This is a genomic window from Streptomyces sp. NPDC050548, assembly GCF_044457385.1.
Lineage (GTDB): Bacteria > Actinomycetota > Actinomycetes > Streptomycetales > Streptomycetaceae > Streptomyces.
Map to the genome: position 1 here is coordinate 153,410 of NZ_JBITGV010000006.1, position 17,085 is coordinate 170,494.

Consider the following 17,085-nt stretch of genomic DNA (forward strand, 5'->3'; position numbering starts at 1 on the left):
CCCGGCGGCCCGCCCCCGCGTCCCTACGCATACGGAACGGAAACGGGGAGTGGCCACAGAAGCCCACCCCCCACGGGGAGGAAACCGAACCATGGCCGCCGCAAGCCGACGCAGTCGTCGACGCCGTATCGCCACAGCCGCCACCCTCGCGGTGATCGGCCTGACCGCCGGACTCGCCACCGGCTGCGACGCCGTCGACAAGGCCATCGACTGCGTCCAGACCGCCGACACCATCGCCGACAGCGTCACCGGCCTCCAACAGGCGGTGGAGAACGCGGCCAACGACCCCACCCAGACCGACCAGTCCCTCAACTCCATCGAGAAGGACCTCGACAAGATCGGCGACAAGACCGACAACGCCGACGTCAACAAGGCGGTGGACAGCCTGGAGAAGGCCGTCGACAACGTCCGCACGGCGGTCAAGAACGGCGACAACACGCCGGACATCAGCCCGGTGACGGACGCGGCGGGCGAACTGACGAAGGTCTGCACGTCGTAGACGTCTCATAGGCGGGCGGCGGGGGTTGGGATACTGAACGCCATGACACGCCTGATCCTCGCCACCCGCAACGCCGGGAAAATCACCGAACTCAGGACGATCCTCGCCGACGCGGGACTGCTCCATGAACTGATCGGCGCCGAGTCCTACCCCGACATCCCCGACGTCAAGGAAACAGGCGTCACCTTCGCCGAGAACGCGCTCCTGAAGGCCCACGCCCTGGCCCAGGCAACGGGCCTCCCCGCGGTAGCCGACGACTCCGGCCTCTGCGTGGACGTCCTGAACGGCGCCCCCGGCATCTTCTCCGCCCGCTGGGCCGGCCGCCACGGCGACGACAAGGCCAACCTGAACCTGCTGCTGGCCCAGCTCTCGGACATCGCGGAAGAACACCGGGGCGCCCACTTCGCCTGCGCGGCAGCCCTCGCGCTACCGGACGGCACGGAACGGGTGGTCGAGGGTCGGCTGAGGGGCGTGCTACGCCACACTCCGACCGGCACGAACGGCTTCGGCTACGACCCGATCCTCCAGCCGGACGGGGACACGCGAACCTGCGCGGAACTCACGGCGGAGGAGAAGAACGCGATCTCTCATCGGGGGAAGGCGTTTCGGGGGTTGGTGCCGGTGGTGCGGGAGTTGTTGGGCTGACGTACGGGAGGGGCCGCCCAATAGGACGGCCCCTCTATACGTGCGGCCTGAGGGATTCGAACCCTCACGGGATTTCTCCCATCGCGCCCTAAACGCGAGGCGTCTGCCGTTCCGCCAAGGCCGCCCATATCGGTCATTGCGCTCGACCGGTAGGCCCAGTGTACGGGGAGATCAGGTCACCCGGCGAGGGGTATCGACCCTTTCCGGCGGCACCACGTTTCCGTCAGTGCATGGCAGTTGGGGCACAGGTATCGCAGATTCTCGCGACGGTTGTCGCGCCAGTCCCCGTTGACATGGTCGATCTGCAAAGTGATCGGCTGCCCCAGCCACTCCCCTTTGTTACCACAGGTCTCACATGCGTAGGGTGCTCCGATCTCGCTCAGTGCACGGTGGAGCTGCGTCCTGTTGGCTCGCCCGGCGTGATGGGGGAGCACAACGAGAACGCGGTGGGCGGTGGGTGCAGGCGCGGGACGTTCCGGCCGCCCCCATGCCTTGCGTGTGAAGTGGCTGGTGTCGAGACCGAGTCGAGCCGCCGCCCGCCGGACCCGCCGGTGATTGGTGTCGTTGACGTCCAGATCGAGACCGCGCATCACATCGGCGTAGCTGGTGGAGTGTTGTACGAGCTCACGGAGTCTGCCCTCGGGAATCGGTACGCGTCGGTGCGAGAAGTGTTCCGTGTCGATGTGCCGGGCGCGCAGCATGCGGTGCAGGGTCGCGCGTGAACGGCTGTCGTCAGGTACGCCCAGGGCGCGAGCCACGCCGCGGACACTGGTCGCCGTTTCGGCAGCCGCTTTGAGTTCTTCAGCGGTGAAGGGCAGGTCCAGGTCGGGCCGGTCTATGCCGGGGAAGTGACTGATGTCGATGCCGGCTGAGTGAATGCGGCGACGAATGTGCGACAACGTTCCCGTCGCCGGGGTGGCGCCAAGTTTCAGCGCTACTTCGCGCAGCGACGAGGACGAGGCGGCGGCTTCGGCGATGGCCGAGTCCGGGTATTTGCGCCATGGGCTGCGCTTGGCGAAGTGGCTCGTGTCGATCCCGTGCCCCGCCACCTTCTCCTGCAGCACACGCCGTTGCCCTCCGCTCGCCTTGAGTCCGAGCCGCCGCATCAGGTCAGTCCAGTTGCGGGCCTCGGCGACGACCAGTGCGAGCTGTTCCTTGCCGTACACGCACATCCCCCTCTCCGTTGTCGACCACGCGTTCGCGGTCTCGAACGGAGTAACGAGAGGCTTATCGGACAGTCACGCCTGAAACGTAAAGCGGTTGGTAGACTGTGGGTCGCTGAAGCCTTCCAGGAACGGACCCTTGTCCACCCGGGAGGCTTTTTTCATGACCAGGACCTCATCCACGACAGTGGACATACGACCCGCCACCCCCGCCGACCGCCCCGCCATCGAGCGGCTCTGGCTGATGTTCCGGCACGACCTGTCCGAGTTCGACACCGCGGCGGAGCCCCAACTGCCCAACCCCGACGGCTCGTTCCGCAGCGAGCGGGTGGACGCGGCGTTCGGTGGGGGTGGGGAGGACTGGGCGCCGTATCTCTTCCTCAGGGGGGAGCGGCCCGTCGGGTTCGCGTTCGTGCGGGGGCTCAGTGGGCCCACTCGGGTGCTCAACAGCTTCTTCGTGGTGCGGGGAGTCCGGCGCGGCGGGGTGGGGCTGCGGGCCGTCCGGGAGGTTGTCGCGCGGCACCCGGGCGACTGGGAGATCGCGTTTCAGGACGCCAATCCGGGGGCCGTGGCGTTCTGGCGGCGGGTTGCCGAGGACCTCGCCCCGGGGGAGTGGACCGAGGAGCGCAGGCCGGTGCCGGGGCGGGCCGACCTGCCTCCCGATGTGTGGATCTCGTTCGGGTACGAAGAGGTACTGGAGGTCTAGATGCCCAGGTCCTTGATGATCTTCGCCACGTGGCCCGTCGCGCGGACGTTGTACAGCGCGTGTTCCACCTTGCCGGACTCGTCCACGATGATCGTGGAGCGGATCACGCCCATGTAGGTCTTGCCGTAGTTCTTCTTCTCGCCGAAGGCCGCGTAGGCGTCGAGGACCTGCTTGTCGGGGTCTGCGAGGAGGGTGACCTTGAGGTTCTCCTTCTCGCGGAACTTGGCGAGCTTCTCCGGCTTGTCGGGGGAGATGCCGATGACGTCGTACCCGGCGCCGGCCAGCACTTCCAGGTTGTCCGTGAAGTCGCAGGCCTGCTTGGTGCAGCCGGGCGTCAGGGCGGCCGGGTAGAAGTAGACGATGACCTTGCGGCCCTTGTGGTCGGCGAGGGACACCTCGTTGCCGTCGGCGTCGGGGAGCGTGAAGGCGGGGGCAACGTCCCCGGGCTGGAGTCGTTCACTCATCGCGCTAGCGTAACCGGGGGTGCTGACAGTGCACTCCGCGCGAGAGCTGACAGACTGTCCGGCACAAGTACCAGCAGACTTCGGAGGCCGTACGGTGGCGGACACGTCGAACACGCCGGACACCAGAACCCCGGCGCAGATCGAGGCGGACATCAAGCGTCGCCGCGATGTCCTGGCCGACACGCTCGACGAGATCGGGGTGCGGGTGCACCCGAAGACCATCGTGGGCGACGCGAAGGCGAAGGTCGCGTCCAGCATCGATCACACCCTCGGGAAGGCGTACGTCGGCGTCAACCGGGTCGTGAGTGACGTCAAGGGGCAGTTCGTGGACGACGAGGGCGCGCCGAGGGTGGAGCGGATCGTTCCGGTCGCTCTCGTCGCCGTCGGGGTCGTGGGCCTGCTCGTCCTGGGGTCCCGGCGCGGCAGGGGCCGTAAGGGCTGAGGTGGCAAGGGTCGTAGCGGCTGATTTCGCGGGGCACCCGGCGGCGTACCGACGGGTCGGAGACAGGTAGGTTCGTGGGTGTGAGCGCCAAGAGAGACGAGCAGAGCACCCAGCACGACAAGCTGCCCATCCGGATGCTGCACGACCGTGTGCTCGTGCGGCAGGACAAGAGCGAGGGCGAGCGGCGTTCGGGCGGCGGGATCCTGATTCCGGCGACGGCCGCGGTCGGGCGGCGGCTGGCCTGGGCCGATGTCGTCGCGGTGGGTCAGAACGTACGGACCGTCGAGCCCGGCGACCGGGTCCTCTACGACCCCGAGGACCGCGCCGAGGTCGAGGTGCGCGGGATCGCCTACGTCCTCATGCGCGAGCGCGACCTGCACGCGGTCGCCGCCGACCGGTTCGAGGGGTCCGAGGATTCGACCGGGCTGTATCTGTAGGGACAAGGCCTGAGGGGCTGGTGACCATGGTCACCAGCCCCTCAGGGCTTTGAAGGAGCCGCTCACTCCTTCTTGCGTGCCGTGCTCTGCGGCCCCGCCGTCGTCCCTCCGGTGGTCGTGCCGTCGGTGGTGCCGTCGGTTGTGGTTCCCGTGGTGCCGCCGGTCGTCGTCGTGCCGTCGGTGGTCGTGCCCGTGGTGCCGCTGGTCGTGGTCGTACCGCCGTCCGTGGTGGTTCCCGTCGTGCCGCCGGTTGTCGTGGTGCCGCCGTCGGTAGTGGTCGTGCCTCCGGTGGTGCCGCCGTCGGTCGTTCCGCCGTCGGTGGTGCCGCCCTGGGTCTGGCCCTGGTCGGTCTGGCCGCCGGTGGTGGTCGTGCCGCCGTTGTCCTGGCCGTCGGTCGTGGACGGCTGGGAGGGCTGGATGCTCGGGGGTGCGACCGTCTCGGCGCCGTCCTGGAGCTGGAGGTCGAAGTCGCTCGCCTCGGTGCCCTTCAGAGCCGTCTTGGTGAACTGGGCCCAGATCTCGGCGGGCGCCCCGCCGCCGTTGACGCGGGGGAGGCCCATCGCGCCGTAGAGGGGCTCGTGGGCGGCGGTGGTCGGGTTCTGGCCCATGACGGAGACGACGGTGGCGAGGTCGGGGGTGTAGCCCGCGAACCAGGCCGCCGTGTCCTTCTCGGCCGTGCCGGTCTTGCCGGCGGCCGGGCGGTCGGCGCCCTGTGCGGCGGTGGCGGTGCCGTTGTCGACGACGCTCTCCAGGACGTTGGTCGTGGTGTCGGCGGACTCGCGGCTCACCGCGCGGGTGGTCTTCTGCGCGGGCAGCTTGACCTGGTCGGTGCCGTCCTTGGTGATCTTCGAGATCATCGTGTACGTGTGCCGCTGGCCGTGGTTGGCGAGGGTGGCGTAGGCCTCCGCCATGTCGAGGACGCTCGCGGTGGAGGGGCCGAGCGCGATGGACGGGGTGGCGGTGAGGTCGGGGGTGTCGGCGGGGATGCCGAGGTCGATCGCGGTCTGCTTGATCTTGGCGGGGCCGACGTCCACGGCCATCTGCGCGTACACCGAGTTGACGGACTTGTCGGTGGCGGTACGGACGGTGATGTCGCCGTAGGAGACGCCGTCCTCGTTCTCGGGTGCGTAGGAGCCGCCGCTCCAGCCTTCCACGGGGCGTTTGTCGGTGCCGTCGTAGTAGGTGTTGGGGGTGATGGTCTGGCCGTCCTGGGTCTGCGAGCCGTTCTGGATCGCGGAGGCGAGGACGAACGGCTTGAAGGTGGAGCCGACTTGGAAGTCGCCGCGGGTGGCGCCGTTCGTGTACTGCTTGACGTAGTCGATGCCGCCGTACATCGCGACGATGTTGCCGGTCTTGGGGTCGACCGAAGCGCCGCCCGCGCGCACGTAGTTGTCGACCTTGCGGCTCTTCTTGTCGAGCTTGGACATGAGTTGGTCGTTGACGGCCTTCACGAAGGCGTCCTGCTTGCTCTTCTGGAGCGTGGTGGTGATGCGGTAGCCGCCGGCTTCGAGAGTGTCCGCGTCGATGATCTTGTTGGTGGCGAGGTAGTCCTTGATCGCGGTGACGATGTAACCCCGCTGCCCGGACATGCTCGTTGACGCCGTGGCCTCCTTCGGCATCGGGAACTTCATGCCGGTGCGCGCGGACTGGGTGAGCCAGCCCTTCTTGACCATGCCGTCGAGGACGTAGTTCCAACGGGCCACCGCCGCGGCCTTGTTCTCCGGGTGCGCCACGACGTCGTACTCGCTCGGCGCGTTCAGCAGCGCGGCGAGATAGGCGCCACGGCCGGCGTCGAGGTCGACGGCGTCCTTGCCGTAGTAGGCCTGGGCGGCGGCCTGGATGCCGTAGGCGTTGCGGCCGAAGTAGCTGGTGTTGAGGTAGCCCTCCAGGATCTGGGACTTGGACTCCTCGCGGTCCAGCTTGATCGAGATGAAGAACTCCTTCACCTTTCGGGTGACGGTCTGTTCCTGGCCCAGGTAGTAGTTCTTGACGTACTGCTGGGTGATCGTGGAGCCGGACTGGGTGCCCTTGCCGGTGGCGGTGTTCCACGCGGCGCGGACCATCGCCTTGGGGTCGACGGCGGACTCGGAGAAGAAGTCCCGGTCCTCGGCGGCCAGTACGGCGTGCTGGGCGTTGGCGGAGACCTGGTCGAGTCCGACGTTCTCGCGGTTGACCTCGCCGTCGCGGGCGAGTTGGGTGCCGTCCGCGTAGAGGTACACGTTGGACTGCTTGGTGGCGAGCGCGTTGGCGGGCGGGATCTTGACCAGCGAGTAGCCGAGGTAGAACGCGCCGATCAGCAGCGCCACCAGCACGACGATCCCGCCGAGCGTCATCCGCCAGGTCGGGATGATCCGCCGCCATCCGGTGCGCTTGGGCCGCTTCGGCTTCTTGCCCCCAGGGGCCTCGGGTGCGGCAGCCGCTTCCGGCTCTCTCGGTGCCCAGCCCTGCTCGGGCTGTCGCGGCTGCGGCTGGTCGCTCATGTCGTGCACGGACTCCTGTTTCGCGTCGTACGGTCCCGTACGGCCCCGCATGTTCCCATACGGTCGCGTATGTTCCTGTACGGCCTTGTGCGCTTCTGCGCCCCCAGACGAAGACTCTCGCACCATGCGTTCCGTTCCCGCCCATCGGCACGCACTTGCCCGGAAAATGCGTGGCGTGCGTCACCACCTGCGGACTAGGCTCCTGCGCTTCGGTGTCAAGAGGCGTGGGAGGTTGATTTCCGGTGGGTGCTGGGCGGTTGTACGCGGCCGTCGCGGCGGGGGGTTTCAGGCGGTACGCGACGTATCGGGCGGCGACGCTCGCCGGGGTGTTCACCAACACCGTCTTCGGCGTGGTCCTCGTGTACACATACCTGGCGCTGTGGGACGAGCGCCCGCATCTCGGGGGCTACGACCAGGCGCAGGCGGTGACCTATGTGTGGCTGGGGCAGTGTCTGTACGCGACGCTGGCGATCCAGGGCGGCGGGTTCGAGAAGGACCTGATGGAGCGCATCCGTACGGGTGACATCGCCGTCGACCTGTACCGGCCGGCCGATCTCCAACTGTGGTGGCTGGCAAGCGACTTCGGGCGGGCCATGTTCCAGATGCTGGGGCGCGGGGTGATCCCGTTCGCCGTCGGCGCGCTGTTCTTCAAGATGGCGCTGCCCACGGACGTCGGCTCCTGGGCGGCCCTGCTGGTGGCGCTGCTCCTGGCGGTGCTCGTCAGTTTCGGCATCCGCTATCTGGCCGCGCTGAGTACGTTCTGGCTGCTGGACGGCACCGGCGTCAACCAGGCCATGATGATCCTGGGGATCTTCTGCTCGGGCATGGTGCTCCCGCTGAACGCCTTCCCGGGCGCGCTCGGCGAGGTCGTACGGGCGCTGCCGTGGGCGGCGCAGATCCAGATGCCGGCGGACGTGCTGATGGGGAAGACCGACCCGCTGTCCGCGTACGCCTTCCAGGCGGCCTGGGCGGTGGCGCTGCTCGCGACGGGGCGGCTGTTGCAGTCGGCGGCTACGCGGAGGGTGGTGGTGCAGGGTGGTTGAGACCGTCCGACTGCGGGACGAAACCGGGGAGTTGCCCCGCTGGCGCGAGGGGCTGCGCGCCTACCGGCTGATCGCCGGGATGTGGATCCGGTCGAGCATGACCTACCGCGCCTCCTTCGTCATCACGGTCGTCGGCAACCTGCTGGTGACCGGTCTGGACTTCGCCACGATCCTGCTGATGTTCTCGCGGGTCGACTCGCTGGGCGGCTGGTCGCTGCCCGAAGTCGCCTTCCTGTACGGCCTGTCGGCGACCGCGTTCGGGATCTCCGACCTGGTCCTCGGCTCGATGGACGTGCTCGGCACCCGCATCCGCGACGGCTCCTTCGACACGCTCCTGGTGCGTCCCGCGCCGGTGCTGGCGCAGATCGGCGCGGACCATTTCGCGCTGCGCCGGCTGGGCCGGATCACCCAGGGCAGCCTGGTGCTGGGCTACGCGCTGTTCGCCGTCGACGTCAACTGGACTGTCGGGAAGCTGCTGTTGGTGCCGGTGATGCTGGTCTGCGGGGCGATGATCTTCGGGGCGCTGTTCGTGGCGGGCGCGGCCTTCCAGATCGTGGCGCAGGACGCGGCCGAGGTGCAGAACGCGTTCACGTACGGCGGCAACACCCTGCTGTCGTATCCGCCGGTGGTGTTCGGCAAGGACTTCGTGCGGGGCGTGACCTTCATGCTGCCGCTCGCCTTCGTCAACTGGGTGCCCGCCTCCTATGTGTTGGGGCGGCCGTACCCGCTGGATCTGCCGCCGGGCGCGGAGTTCGCCTCGCCGCTGGTGGCGTTCGTCTGCTGCGCGCTGGCCGGGCTGGCCTGGCGGGCGGGGCTCAAGTCGTACCGAAGCACGGGAAGTTGAGGACTGTGGACGAGCACTTCATTCAACTCGACCGCGTCGAGAAGGTCTTCGACGTGCGCAAGAAGACCGGGTTCATGAAACGGGAGCGGCGCCAGGTGCGGGCCGTCGACTCGATCTCCTTCGCCGTGGCGCGCGGCGAGATGGTCGGCTACATCGGGCCGAACGGCGCCGGGAAGTCGACCACCATCAAGATGCTGACCGGCATCCTCACCCCGTCCGGGGGTCGGCTGCGGGTGGCCGGCATCGACCCCTCCCGTGAGCGCACCCGGCTCGCGCATCGCATCGGCGTGGTGTTCGGCCAGCGGACCACACTCTGGTGGGACCTTCCGCTGATCGACTCGTACAAGCTGATGCACCGCATGTACCGCATCCCGGACGCCCGTTACGCCGAGAACCTCGCCCGCTGCGTCGAACTCCTCGAACTGGGCGCCCTGTTGGACGTCCCCGTGCGGCAGCTCTCGCTCGGCCAGCGGATGCGCGGCGACATCGCGGCGGCCCTGCTGCACGACCCCGAGGTGCTCTACCTCGACGAGCCGACCATCGGCCTCGACGTCATCTCCAAGGCCAAAGTGCGGGAGTTCCTAAGGGAGTTGAACTCCGACCGGGGCACCACGGTCCTGCTCACCACCCATGACCTCCAGGACATCGAGCAGCTGTGCTCGCGCGTGATGGTCATCGACCACGGCCGGCTCATGTACGACGGTCCGCTCACCGGGCTGCACGAGGCGGGGGAGAGCGAGCGGACCCTTGTGGTGGACCTGGAGCGGGAGTTGCCGCCGATCGAGGTGCCGGACGCGCGGACGGTGAAGGTGGAGGGCCCGCGGCAGTGGCTGACGTTCCCGGCCTCTGCGTCGGCGGCCCCGCTGGTGGCGCGGATCGCGGCGGAGTACCCGATGGTGGACCTGTCGGTGCGGGAACCGGACATCGAGGCGGTCATCGCCAAGATGTACGCGGAACAGGCGGAGAAGGCGGTCTCGTAGTCCGTCGTAGTCCCTCGTAGCCCTCCGTCGACCGGTCTCGTAGGCTGCCCTGTATGACCGACGACGCAGTCCCGGAGCTCCGCGCATCCGACGCCGACCGTGAGCGAGTCGCCGAGGTCCTGCGCGACGCCGTCGCCGAGGGCCGGCTCGACATGGAGGAGTTCGAGGAGCGTCTTGAGGCGACGTACAAGGCGCGGACGTACGCCGAACTGACCCCCATCACGGCCGACCTGCCGGCCCCCGGGGTCGCCCCGCCGCCGGTGAACATGGTCAAGGAGCCGGTGGAGAGCGGGAGTTGGGCCTCACGGATCGTCGGCGGCGAAGGGTCCTCGACCGGTGCCGTGGCCATCATGTCCGGATTCCAGCGCAAGGGACGCTGGACGGTCCCCAAGCGCTTCACCACCTTCTCCTTCTGGGGCGGCGGCGAGATCGACCTGCGCGAGGCGAACTTCGCGGACCGCGAGGTCGAGATCAACTGCATCGCGATCATGGGTGGCGCGCAGATCACCGTGCCGCCGGGCATCGAGGTCGTCGTGCGCGGCATCGGCATCATGGGCGCCTTCGACCACAGCCAGGAGGGCGTGCCGGGCGAGCCCGGCGCCCCGCGCGTGATCATCAAGGGCTTCGCCTTCTGGGGCGGGGTCGGTGTGGAACGCAAGCTGCCGCGGGCCGAGCGCCAGCGGCTCAAGGAGGAGCGGCGCCGGCAGAAGCTGGAGGGCGGTTCGTCGACGAAGGAGCTCTACGGCTCCCACCGCGACGCCCTGTCCGGCGGTCTGCACGACGCCCACCGCGAGGCCATGGAGGAGCACCGCGAGGCGATGCGCCGCCGGCACGAGGAACGGCGCGAACGGCACGAGGAGCGCCGCGAGCGGCACCGGGAGCGGCGGGAGCGCAGGCACCGCGACTGGGACTGACGGGGGCTGATGGGGACTGGTCCGCCGGTTCACAACCGGGCGGGGACCGCGCCCTTGAGGCCGGCCAGGTCGATGGTGTCGGCCATCCTGCGGTAGCCCCGGTCGCCGGGGTGGAGATGATCGCCCGAGTCGTACTCGGAGGCGTACCGGCGCGGGTCGTACGGGTCGCGCAGCGCCTTGTCGAAGTCGACGACGGCGTCGTACACCGTGCCGCTCCTGATCTCCGCGTTGACCCGCTGCCGTACGGCGTTCCGGGCCGACGTGTACCGGGGGTAGCCGCCGAAGGGCATCAGGGTCGCGCCGACGACCTTGACGCCGTGGGCGTGGGCCTGGCGGACCAGGGCGCGCAGCCCGGCCAGGATCGCGTCGGAGCCGGCGTCGTGCAGGGTGTCGTTGACGCCGAGGTCGACGATGACGACCTTGACGTTCGGGCGGTCGAGCACATCACGGGCGAAGCGGGTCAGGCCGTCCTGGTTCTCGGCGGGCCGGCCGGCCTCGCCGGCGAGTATCTGGTTGCCGCTGATGCCCTCGTTGACGACGCTGTAGCGCGGCACGTCCTTGCGTCCGTCCGCCACGGCCGCGCTCAGCCGCCGCGAAAGGGCGTCCGGCCAGCGGCGGTTGGCGCTCCGGGTCGAGGTGGACCCGTCGGTTATCGAGTCGCCGAACGCGACGACCGTGCCGGTCGCGTCGCGACTCAGCACGTCCAGCGCGGTCAAGTAGCGCCACACCGGGGTCCGTTGGGTGTACGGCGCGCCGCTCGGGTTCTCGACACGGTCACCGTCGGCCAGGTACGAGGTCTGCCGGGCGTACGGGTGGAAGGTGACCGGGCCGGAACCGGCGGGGGCGTAGGTGGTGACCAACACGTCGGCGCCCTGCGGGACTTGGAGGCGTACGGCGTCGCTCAGGGCCTGCTGCCCGGCCGGGACGGTGACGGAGGTGGCGCCGCCGAAGGTCAGCCGGCGCATGGTGCCGGGGGCCGCGGCGGAGCTGTTGTGGCCGGCCGCGAGGGCGATCGAGGCGTGGGTGAGAGTCAGCGGGGAGCGGCCGTAGAGGTTGGAGAGGGTGATCCGGGCGCTCGTCCCGGCGGCGCTCGTGTGGACGATGTTGCGCACCGAGCGGCCCGCCATGCCCGCCGCCCCGGTGCCGGGCTCGCCGCCCACCGGGGCGGCCGACCAGGCGCCGACCCAGGTGCCGGTCGAGGCGGGGGCGGCGGAGTGGGCCCCGGCGGAGTTCGTCCCGTCGCCGCGGGTTCCGTCACCGGCGGAGACACCGACGTAGATGCCGACGGAAAGGACCACGATCAGGGTGATGATCGCGGACAGCAGGGCACGCTGCTTCGTGGGGGACACCTCCACACCCCTGTCACGACGCTTGGTCACGCGGTGCGGTCTCCTCGGGTGAGTGGCAGGGCCCTGCCATTCTGCACTTTCGGGTGACGTCGGGAACTCCTGTTCTGTCCCGGGAGTCGGTCAGGAAGGGACAATATGCACGGTACCGGCGAACGGGTGGAGCGGATGGAGCGGGTGGAACGTACAGAAGCGGGCACCGAGAGTCACGGTTCCCGCCGCACGATGACCACGTTCAGCGCGGCCGACGAGGAGAAGCAGCGCGGCGTACGCCGGATGAAGCTGACGGCGCTGGCCCTGCTGCTCTTCGTGGCCGTCGTGTACGTCCTGGCCAAGTGGGCGTCGCACTCGGGCGCGGGCCCCTGGGCGGGCTATGTCGCCGCGGCGGCCGAGGCCGGCATGGTCGGCGCGATGGCCGACTGGTTCGCGGTCACCGCCCTCTTCCGCCACCCGCTCGGCCTGCCCATCCCGCACACCGCGATCATCCCCACCAAGAAGGACCAACTGGGCGTCTCCCTGGGCGAGTTCGTCGGCGAGAACTTCCTCTCCGAGGAGGTCGTACGACAGCGGCTGCGCGCCGTCGGCATCGGCAGCAGACTCGGCGCCTGGCTGGCCGTACCGGACCACGCCGACCGGGTGACGGCGGAACTGTCGGCCGCCCTCCGCGGAGCCCTCACGGTGCTCCGGGACTCCGACGTCCAGGCGGTCGTCGGCGAGGCGATCACCCGCCGTGCCGACGCCCAGGAGATCGCGCCCGGCATCGGAAAGATGCTGGAGAAGATCGTCGCCGACGGCGGCCACAAGCGGGCCGTCGACCTGATCGTCACCCGCGCGCACGACTGGCTCGTCCTGCACGACGAGCAGGTCATGGACGCCGTCGAGGGCGGAGCGCCCGGCTGGACCCCGAGATTCGTCGACAAGCGGATCGGCGAGCGCGTCTACAAGGAGCTGCTCCGCTTCGTCACCGAGATGCGCGACATGCCCTCCCACCCGGCCCGCGGCGCCCTGGACCGCTTCCTCGGTGACTTCGCCGCCGACCTCCAGTCCGACACGGACACCCGCGCCCGGGTGGAGCGCCTCAAGGGCGAGGTCCTCGGCCGCGGCGAGGTCCAGGACCTGATCGCCAGCGCCTGGACGTCCGTACGCTCGATGATCGTGTCGGCCGCCGAGGACGAACGCAGTGAGCTACGGCTGCGGGTGCGGGCCTCCCTGCTGTCGCTCGGCGCGCGGATGGCGGTCGAGCCGAAGCTCCAGGCAAAGGTCGACGGCTGGCTGGAGGGCGCGGCGGTGTACGTCGTCACCACCTACCGCAAGGAGATCACCTCCCTGATCACGGACACGGTGGCGAGCTGGGACGCGGAGCACACGACCCGCAAGATCGAGGCGAACATCGGCCGCGACCTGCAGTTCATCCGGATCAACGGCACGGTGGTGGGGTCGTTGGCGGGACTGCTGATCTATACGGTGTCGCGGCTGGTGGGGGTGTAGGAGCCGGAGACCCCTGCCATGGCCGGATCCGAGGTCGCCGAACGCGAGTTCGCCGGATCTGAGTACGCGTACTCTGTTGCGCCGCCGCCGCACCGGGGAACCCTCGTACGTATGACCGAGAAGCTGCTGAGCCCCCTGCGGACGTGCCCCTGGCCGGAACGCTGGCTGACCCGCACCCTCGGCGCCGCCCTCGCGTCGGCGGCGTACTTCGTCTGCGTCGCCTGGACGGGGGCGTCCGTTCCCGGCGTGCTGGTCCTCGCGGTGCTCCTGCTGCTCCTGGCGGGCTACTTCGGCCGCCGCGACGAGCCGGCCTGGCCGGTCCTGCTGGTGGCGGTGCCCCCGGCCGGCCTGATGTACGTCACCCACCCGCGGAGCTACACCAACTGGCCCGACGAGGCCGAATGGCCCCAGCAGTGGGCGTTCGCGGCGCTCGTGATCGGCGCGGGCGTACTGGTGGCATCGTCGGTGGGCCGACGTTTCCGCCCGTGCGACGAGGACTCCACGGAGGGCGTGCTGTCGGCCCACGGCTGCTGAACTGCCGTAGCGGACACGCTGCTTGGTGACAACGGGGCAGGGTCACGCCTGCCGGTCGGCGACCGCGACCCCGGCCCGCTGCCGCCAGTGGGAACGCTCGGGACCTTGGCCATGATGTGCCTCTCCAGTAGCGGAAAACCCTATTCGCGCGGCAGGCATAACCTGTCAAATGCATAAGTGAATTCTCTGAATTCACGCCGCGTTTCTATGAAACCTGAAACTTATTTTATCCACGTGACGATCCATTGAGATTTCGGTAAGAGCGCCGATAATGTTGTCAACAATCGCGCGAACGGCCGGTCGGCGCTCCGCTGACGAGCGGAATCCCTGGAATTTCTGGAATCGAAGGAGTCGTTCGTGAGCAGAGACAGAACCCGTCTGGTACGCACCAGACGGACCTGGCGCGGAATAGCCGGAGCCGTCACGGCAATCGTGCTGGTCGGCGGCGGTTTCGCCGTGGCGAATGCCTCGACGGACACCGGAACCACGAAATCGGCGGCAGGCGTCAAGCGCCCGGTCGACAAGAAGGCCACCGGCACCGCGGCCGTGGTCAGCGCGGCCAACGAGTTCCTGAACACGCTGGACGCCGACCAGCAGGCCGCCACCCTGCTCGACCTCACGCAGGCCAACGCCACCGCGTGGTCGAACCTCCCGTGCGGCTCGACCTGCCGCCCCGGCATCCAGCTCGGTTCCCTGACGGACACTCAACTCGCCGCCGCCATGAAGGTGTTGAAGCTCGCCACCGGCACCGGCAAGAACACCGGGTACGACCAGATCACCCAGATCATCAAGGCCGACGACGTGCTCAACTCGGCCCAGAGCACCAGCTCCGCGGGCCCGGCACCGTCGGACACCGCGTCGAGCACGGCCTCCGCGGACCCGTCCGCGACGGCGGCCCCCACCTCGACGGTCACCGACGCGCCGACCGACGTCCCGACCGGCACCCCGCCCTCCGGCGGCACCGGCGGCGGCGCGTTCGGCTACGGCAGCGGCGTCTACTTCCTCGCCTTCCTCGGCACCCCCTCCGCGACCGGTACCTGGCAACTGCACTTCGGCGGCCACCACTTGGCCCTCAACCTCACCTACAAGAACGGCAAGGTGGCAGGCGCCAGCCCGTTCTTCGTCGGCGTGGAGCCCACCACCTGGACCGACGACGACGGCACCACGTACTCACCGCTCGCGACCATGCGCGACGGCCTCCTCGCCCTCACCGGCAGCCTCAGCACGGAGCAACTGGCCACCGCCAAACTCTCCGCGTCCTTCAGCGACGTACTCCTCGGTCCGGGCCAGGACGGCCAGTTCCCGGAGACGAAGGAGGGCATCAAGGTCAGCACGCTCTCCCCGAAGCAGAAGCAGCTCGTCCTCAAGGCCATCCACCCCTGGATCGCCAACGTGGACGACGCCACCGCGAAGAAGCTCATGAAGACGTACGAGCACGAGCTGAACCAGACCTACGTCGCCTACTCCGGCACCACCGCCCTCGACACCCAGGGCGACTACGTGCGCATCGACGGCCCCGGCGTCTGGGTCGAGTTCGTCTGCCAGAACGGTGTCGTGTACCGGGACCAGATCCACTACCACACCGTGTACCGCGACCACACCCGCGACTACGGCAGCGAGTTCACCTTCTCATGACCCGACCGCGAACTTGGCTGACCACAGCGCTACTTCGCCTGGTGGCCGGGATCGCGATCGCGGTACCGGCGACGCTCCTCCTCGGAGCGTCGCCGGCCGCCGCGCACCCGATGCCGCACTCGGTGGTCCAGCTCGACGTGTACAAGGACTCCGTTACCGCCCAACTGGCCCTGCCGGTGGGCGACTTCGCGACGGCAAGCGGCATCGACCTCACCACCGTCAAGTCGACGGCCCTCCCCGCCAGGTCGACGGCGATCCGGACGTACCTCGCCGCCCACATCCACCCGGCCACCCTCAAGGGCGAGGCATGGCAGGTCACCATCGGCGCCCTGAGCCTCAGCCGCACCGAGCAGACCTCCACCGGCCCCTACCGCGAGCTGGTCGCGAAGGCGGTACTCACCCCGCCCGCCGGCGCCGACGTACGGCACTTCACCTTCGACTACGACGTGATCGTGCACCAAGTAGTCACCCACATAACACTCGTGACCGTACGTCAGGACTGGGCGGCCGGCCGCGTCACCGGCGACGGCGCCACCCAGGTGGGCACGATCCGCCTCGACGTCCGCCACATGAAGGTCCCGCCGCTGACGGTAGACCTGGGCAAGGGCAGCGCGTGGCGAGGCTTCGTGGCCATGCTCCAACTCGGCGCCAACCACATCCTCACCGGCACCGACCACCTCCTGTTCCTGCTCATCCTGCTGCTGCCCGCACCGCTGTTGACGGCAGGCGGACGCTGGAACGGCGGCCTGGCAGGCCCCCGTACGGCACTCACGCGCATAGCCCGCATCACCCTCGCGTTCACCGTCGGCCACTCGGTCGCGCTGGCCGCCTCCGCCCTGACCCGTCTCCAGATCCCCGGCCGACCGGTCGAGGCATTCATTGCGGCGAGCATCCTCGTGGGCGCGGTCCACGCGATCCGCCCGCTGTTCCCCGGCAGGGAAGCCCTCGTGGCGGGCGTCTTCGGCCTCGGCCACGGCATGGCGTTCTCCTTCGTCCTCGCCGAAATGCACCTGTCCACAGCCCAGTTGGCAAGCAGCCTCCTCGCCTTCAACCTGGGCATCGAACTGGTCCAACTCCTCCTGGTCTGCCTGGCGTTGCCGTCGCTGCTGGTACTGGCGCGACTGCGGATACAGCCCACCCTGCGAGTGACCGGCGCGCTGATCACGGCCACGGCGGCCATCGGCTGGCTGGCGGACCGCCTCGGCCTGCCCAACCCGGTGGCGAGGGCGGCGGACAGCGCGGGATCGCATACGACGGGGATGCTGACGGTGCTCGCGGTGGCTGCCGTCGCAGCGGTGACGGCCTTCGGCTGGACGCTGATCGTCCGCCAACGCGAGCGCGGGCTACGGGAGTTGGAGACGGCGACGGAGCCCGCCATATAGACCGCATAGGGAGGAGCGGAGGTTCGGTCCGCTCGAAAAGTTTGCCGTCCCGGCATCTTTTCCCTTCCGGCAAGTCGGAGTAC

General features: G+C 69.1%; 17 protein-coding genes and 1 tRNA gene. 13 read left to right on the forward strand and 5 right to left on the reverse strand.

Annotated features, from left to right (window positions below):
- The first annotated feature begins 91 nt into the window (after positions 1–91).
- Positions 92–499 carry a hypothetical protein gene (locus ACIBJH_RS18650; protein WP_399117921.1) on the forward strand — a complete coding sequence of 136 codons (408 nt, stop codon included), beginning with the start codon at positions 92–94 and terminating at the stop codon, positions 497–499.
- 42 nt (positions 500–541) lie between these two features.
- The gene (rdgB, locus tag ACIBJH_RS18655; protein WP_399117922.1) at positions 542–1,144 is read left to right on the forward strand and encodes an RdgB/HAM1 family non-canonical purine NTP pyrophosphatase; all 603 of its coding nucleotides are present in this window, start codon (positions 542–544) and stop codon (positions 1,142–1,144) included.
- Between the two features lie 41 nt (positions 1,145–1,185).
- On the opposite strand, the gene ACIBJH_RS18660 is transcribed toward rdgB, so the two are convergent.
- Together ACIBJH_RS18660 and ACIBJH_RS18665 are read right to left on the reverse strand one after the other, a co-directional pair.
- Positions 1,186–1,268: transfer RNA gene (locus tag ACIBJH_RS18660), tRNA-Leu, on the reverse strand.
- Between the two features lie 52 nt (positions 1,269–1,320).
- Positions 1,321–2,316, reverse strand: coding sequence for an HNH endonuclease (locus tag ACIBJH_RS18665; RefSeq protein ID WP_399117923.1), 996 nt, complete (start codon positions 2,314–2,316; stop codon positions 1,321–1,323).
- Positions 2,317–2,470: 154 nt separating this feature from the next.
- On the opposite strand from ACIBJH_RS18665, the gene ACIBJH_RS18670 reads away from it, so the two are divergent.
- Entirely contained in the window at positions 2,471–3,013 is a 543-nt protein-coding gene (locus tag ACIBJH_RS18670) for a GNAT family N-acetyltransferase (protein WP_399117924.1), read from the forward strand.
- On the opposite strand, the gene bcp is transcribed toward ACIBJH_RS18670, so the two are convergent.
- Positions 3,010–3,477: a thioredoxin-dependent thiol peroxidase gene (bcp, locus tag ACIBJH_RS18675; protein WP_019065902.1), complete on the reverse strand. Its 468-nt coding sequence runs from the start codon at positions 3,475–3,477 to the stop codon at positions 3,010–3,012. The two genes, ACIBJH_RS18670 and bcp, sit on opposite strands and share 4 nt — an antisense overlap.
- A gap of 94 nt (positions 3,478–3,571) precedes the next feature.
- Here bcp and ACIBJH_RS18680 point away from each other — a divergent pair, with 94 nt between their 5' ends.
- A complete protein-coding gene (locus ACIBJH_RS18680) occupies positions 3,572–3,919 on the forward strand; it encodes a DUF3618 domain-containing protein (protein ID WP_399117925.1) in 348 nt (115 codons plus the stop codon).
- Between the two features lie 80 nt (positions 3,920–3,999).
- Positions 4,000–4,356 carry a co-chaperone GroES gene (locus ACIBJH_RS18685; RefSeq protein WP_026178110.1) on the forward strand — a complete coding sequence of 119 codons (357 nt, stop codon included), beginning with the start codon at positions 4,000–4,002 and terminating at the stop codon, positions 4,354–4,356.
- A gap of 62 nt (positions 4,357–4,418) precedes the next feature.
- On the opposite strand, the gene ACIBJH_RS18690 is transcribed toward ACIBJH_RS18685, so the two are convergent.
- The gene (locus tag ACIBJH_RS18690) at positions 4,419–6,836 is read right to left on the reverse strand and encodes a transglycosylase domain-containing protein (RefSeq protein WP_399117926.1); all 2,418 of its coding nucleotides are present in this window, start codon (positions 6,834–6,836) and stop codon (positions 4,419–4,421) included.
- Positions 6,837–7,078: 242 nt separating this feature from the next.
- Here ACIBJH_RS18690 and ACIBJH_RS18695 point away from each other — a divergent pair, with 242 nt between their 5' ends.
- From ACIBJH_RS18695 to ACIBJH_RS18710, 4 genes are all read left to right on the forward strand, one after another.
- Positions 7,079–7,879, forward strand: a complete 801-nt coding sequence (locus ACIBJH_RS18695) for an ABC transporter permease (protein ID WP_399117927.1) — start codon at positions 7,079–7,081, stop codon at positions 7,877–7,879.
- A gap of 79 nt (positions 7,880–7,958) precedes the next feature.
- On the forward strand, positions 7,959–8,723 hold the full coding sequence (locus tag ACIBJH_RS18700; RefSeq protein ID WP_399118198.1) for an ABC transporter permease: 765 nt from the start codon (positions 7,959–7,961) through the stop codon (positions 8,721–8,723).
- Positions 8,724–8,728: 5 nt separating this feature from the next.
- A complete protein-coding gene (locus tag ACIBJH_RS18705) occupies positions 8,729–9,703 on the forward strand; it encodes an ATP-binding cassette domain-containing protein (protein ID WP_399117928.1) in 975 nt (324 codons plus the stop codon).
- 53 nt (positions 9,704–9,756) lie between these two features.
- Positions 9,757–10,617 carry a DUF1707 domain-containing protein gene (locus ACIBJH_RS18710; RefSeq protein ID WP_399117929.1) on the forward strand — a complete coding sequence of 287 codons (861 nt, stop codon included), beginning with the start codon at positions 9,757–9,759 and terminating at the stop codon, positions 10,615–10,617.
- A 29-nt stretch (positions 10,618–10,646) separates the two neighbouring features.
- Here the strand turns inward: ACIBJH_RS18710 and ACIBJH_RS18715 are convergent, their stop codons facing one another.
- Positions 10,647–11,996: an SGNH/GDSL hydrolase family protein gene (locus tag ACIBJH_RS18715; RefSeq protein ID WP_399117930.1), complete on the reverse strand. Its 1,350-nt coding sequence runs from the start codon at positions 11,994–11,996 to the stop codon at positions 10,647–10,649.
- Between the two features lie 105 nt (positions 11,997–12,101).
- On the opposite strand from ACIBJH_RS18715, the gene ACIBJH_RS18720 reads away from it, so the two are divergent.
- From ACIBJH_RS18720 to ACIBJH_RS18735, 4 genes are all read left to right on the forward strand, one after another.
- Positions 12,102–13,451 (forward strand): DUF445 domain-containing protein, encoded by a 1,350-nt coding sequence (locus ACIBJH_RS18720; RefSeq protein ID WP_399117931.1) that lies wholly within the window; start codon positions 12,102–12,104, stop codon positions 13,449–13,451.
- A gap of 111 nt (positions 13,452–13,562) precedes the next feature.
- Entirely contained in the window at positions 13,563–13,985 is a 423-nt protein-coding gene (locus ACIBJH_RS18725) for a hypothetical protein (RefSeq protein ID WP_399117932.1), read from the forward strand.
- Between the two features lie 357 nt (positions 13,986–14,342).
- Complete coding sequence (locus ACIBJH_RS18730) at positions 14,343–15,620, forward strand: DUF3500 domain-containing protein (RefSeq protein ID WP_399117933.1); 1,278 nt, start codon at positions 14,343–14,345, stop codon at positions 15,618–15,620.
- Positions 15,617–17,002 carry a HupE/UreJ family protein gene (locus ACIBJH_RS18735; RefSeq protein WP_399117934.1) on the forward strand — a complete coding sequence of 462 codons (1,386 nt, stop codon included), beginning with the start codon at positions 15,617–15,619 and terminating at the stop codon, positions 17,000–17,002. Before ACIBJH_RS18730 ends, ACIBJH_RS18735 begins: the two co-directional genes overlap by 4 nt.
- The last annotated feature ends 83 nt before the right edge of the window (positions 17,003–17,085 follow it).

Excerpts from the sequence above, each read along its gene's own strand:
- ACIBJH_RS18650 (WP_399117921.1), top strand. The coding sequence starts at position 92 with ATGGCCGCCGCAAGCCGACGCAGTCGTCGACGCCGTATCGCCACAGCC.
- rdgB (WP_399117922.1), top strand. The coding sequence starts at position 542 with ATGACACGCCTGATCCTCGCCACCCGCAACGCCGGGAAAATCACCGAA.
- ACIBJH_RS18665 (WP_399117923.1), bottom strand. The coding sequence starts at position 2,316 with ATGTGCGTGTACGGCAAGGAACAGCTCGCACTGGTCGTCGCCGAGGCC.
- ACIBJH_RS18670 (WP_399117924.1), top strand. The coding sequence starts at position 2,471 with ATGACCAGGACCTCATCCACGACAGTGGACATACGACCCGCCACCCCC.
- bcp (WP_019065902.1), bottom strand. The coding sequence starts at position 3,477 with ATGAGTGAACGACTCCAGCCCGGGGACGTTGCCCCCGCCTTCACGCTC.
- ACIBJH_RS18690 (WP_399117926.1), bottom strand. The coding sequence starts at position 6,836 with ATGAGCGACCAGCCGCAGCCGCGACAGCCCGAGCAGGGCTGGGCACCG.
- ACIBJH_RS18700 (WP_399118198.1), top strand. The coding sequence starts at position 7,959 with ATGTGGATCCGGTCGAGCATGACCTACCGCGCCTCCTTCGTCATCACG.
- ACIBJH_RS18710 (WP_399117929.1), top strand. The coding sequence starts at position 9,757 with ATGACCGACGACGCAGTCCCGGAGCTCCGCGCATCCGACGCCGACCGT.
- ACIBJH_RS18720 (WP_399117931.1), top strand. The coding sequence starts at position 12,102 with ATGCACGGTACCGGCGAACGGGTGGAGCGGATGGAGCGGGTGGAACGT.
- ACIBJH_RS18725 (WP_399117932.1), top strand. The coding sequence starts at position 13,563 with ATGACCGAGAAGCTGCTGAGCCCCCTGCGGACGTGCCCCTGGCCGGAA.
- ACIBJH_RS18735 (WP_399117934.1), top strand. The coding sequence starts at position 15,617 with ATGACCCGACCGCGAACTTGGCTGACCACAGCGCTACTTCGCCTGGTG.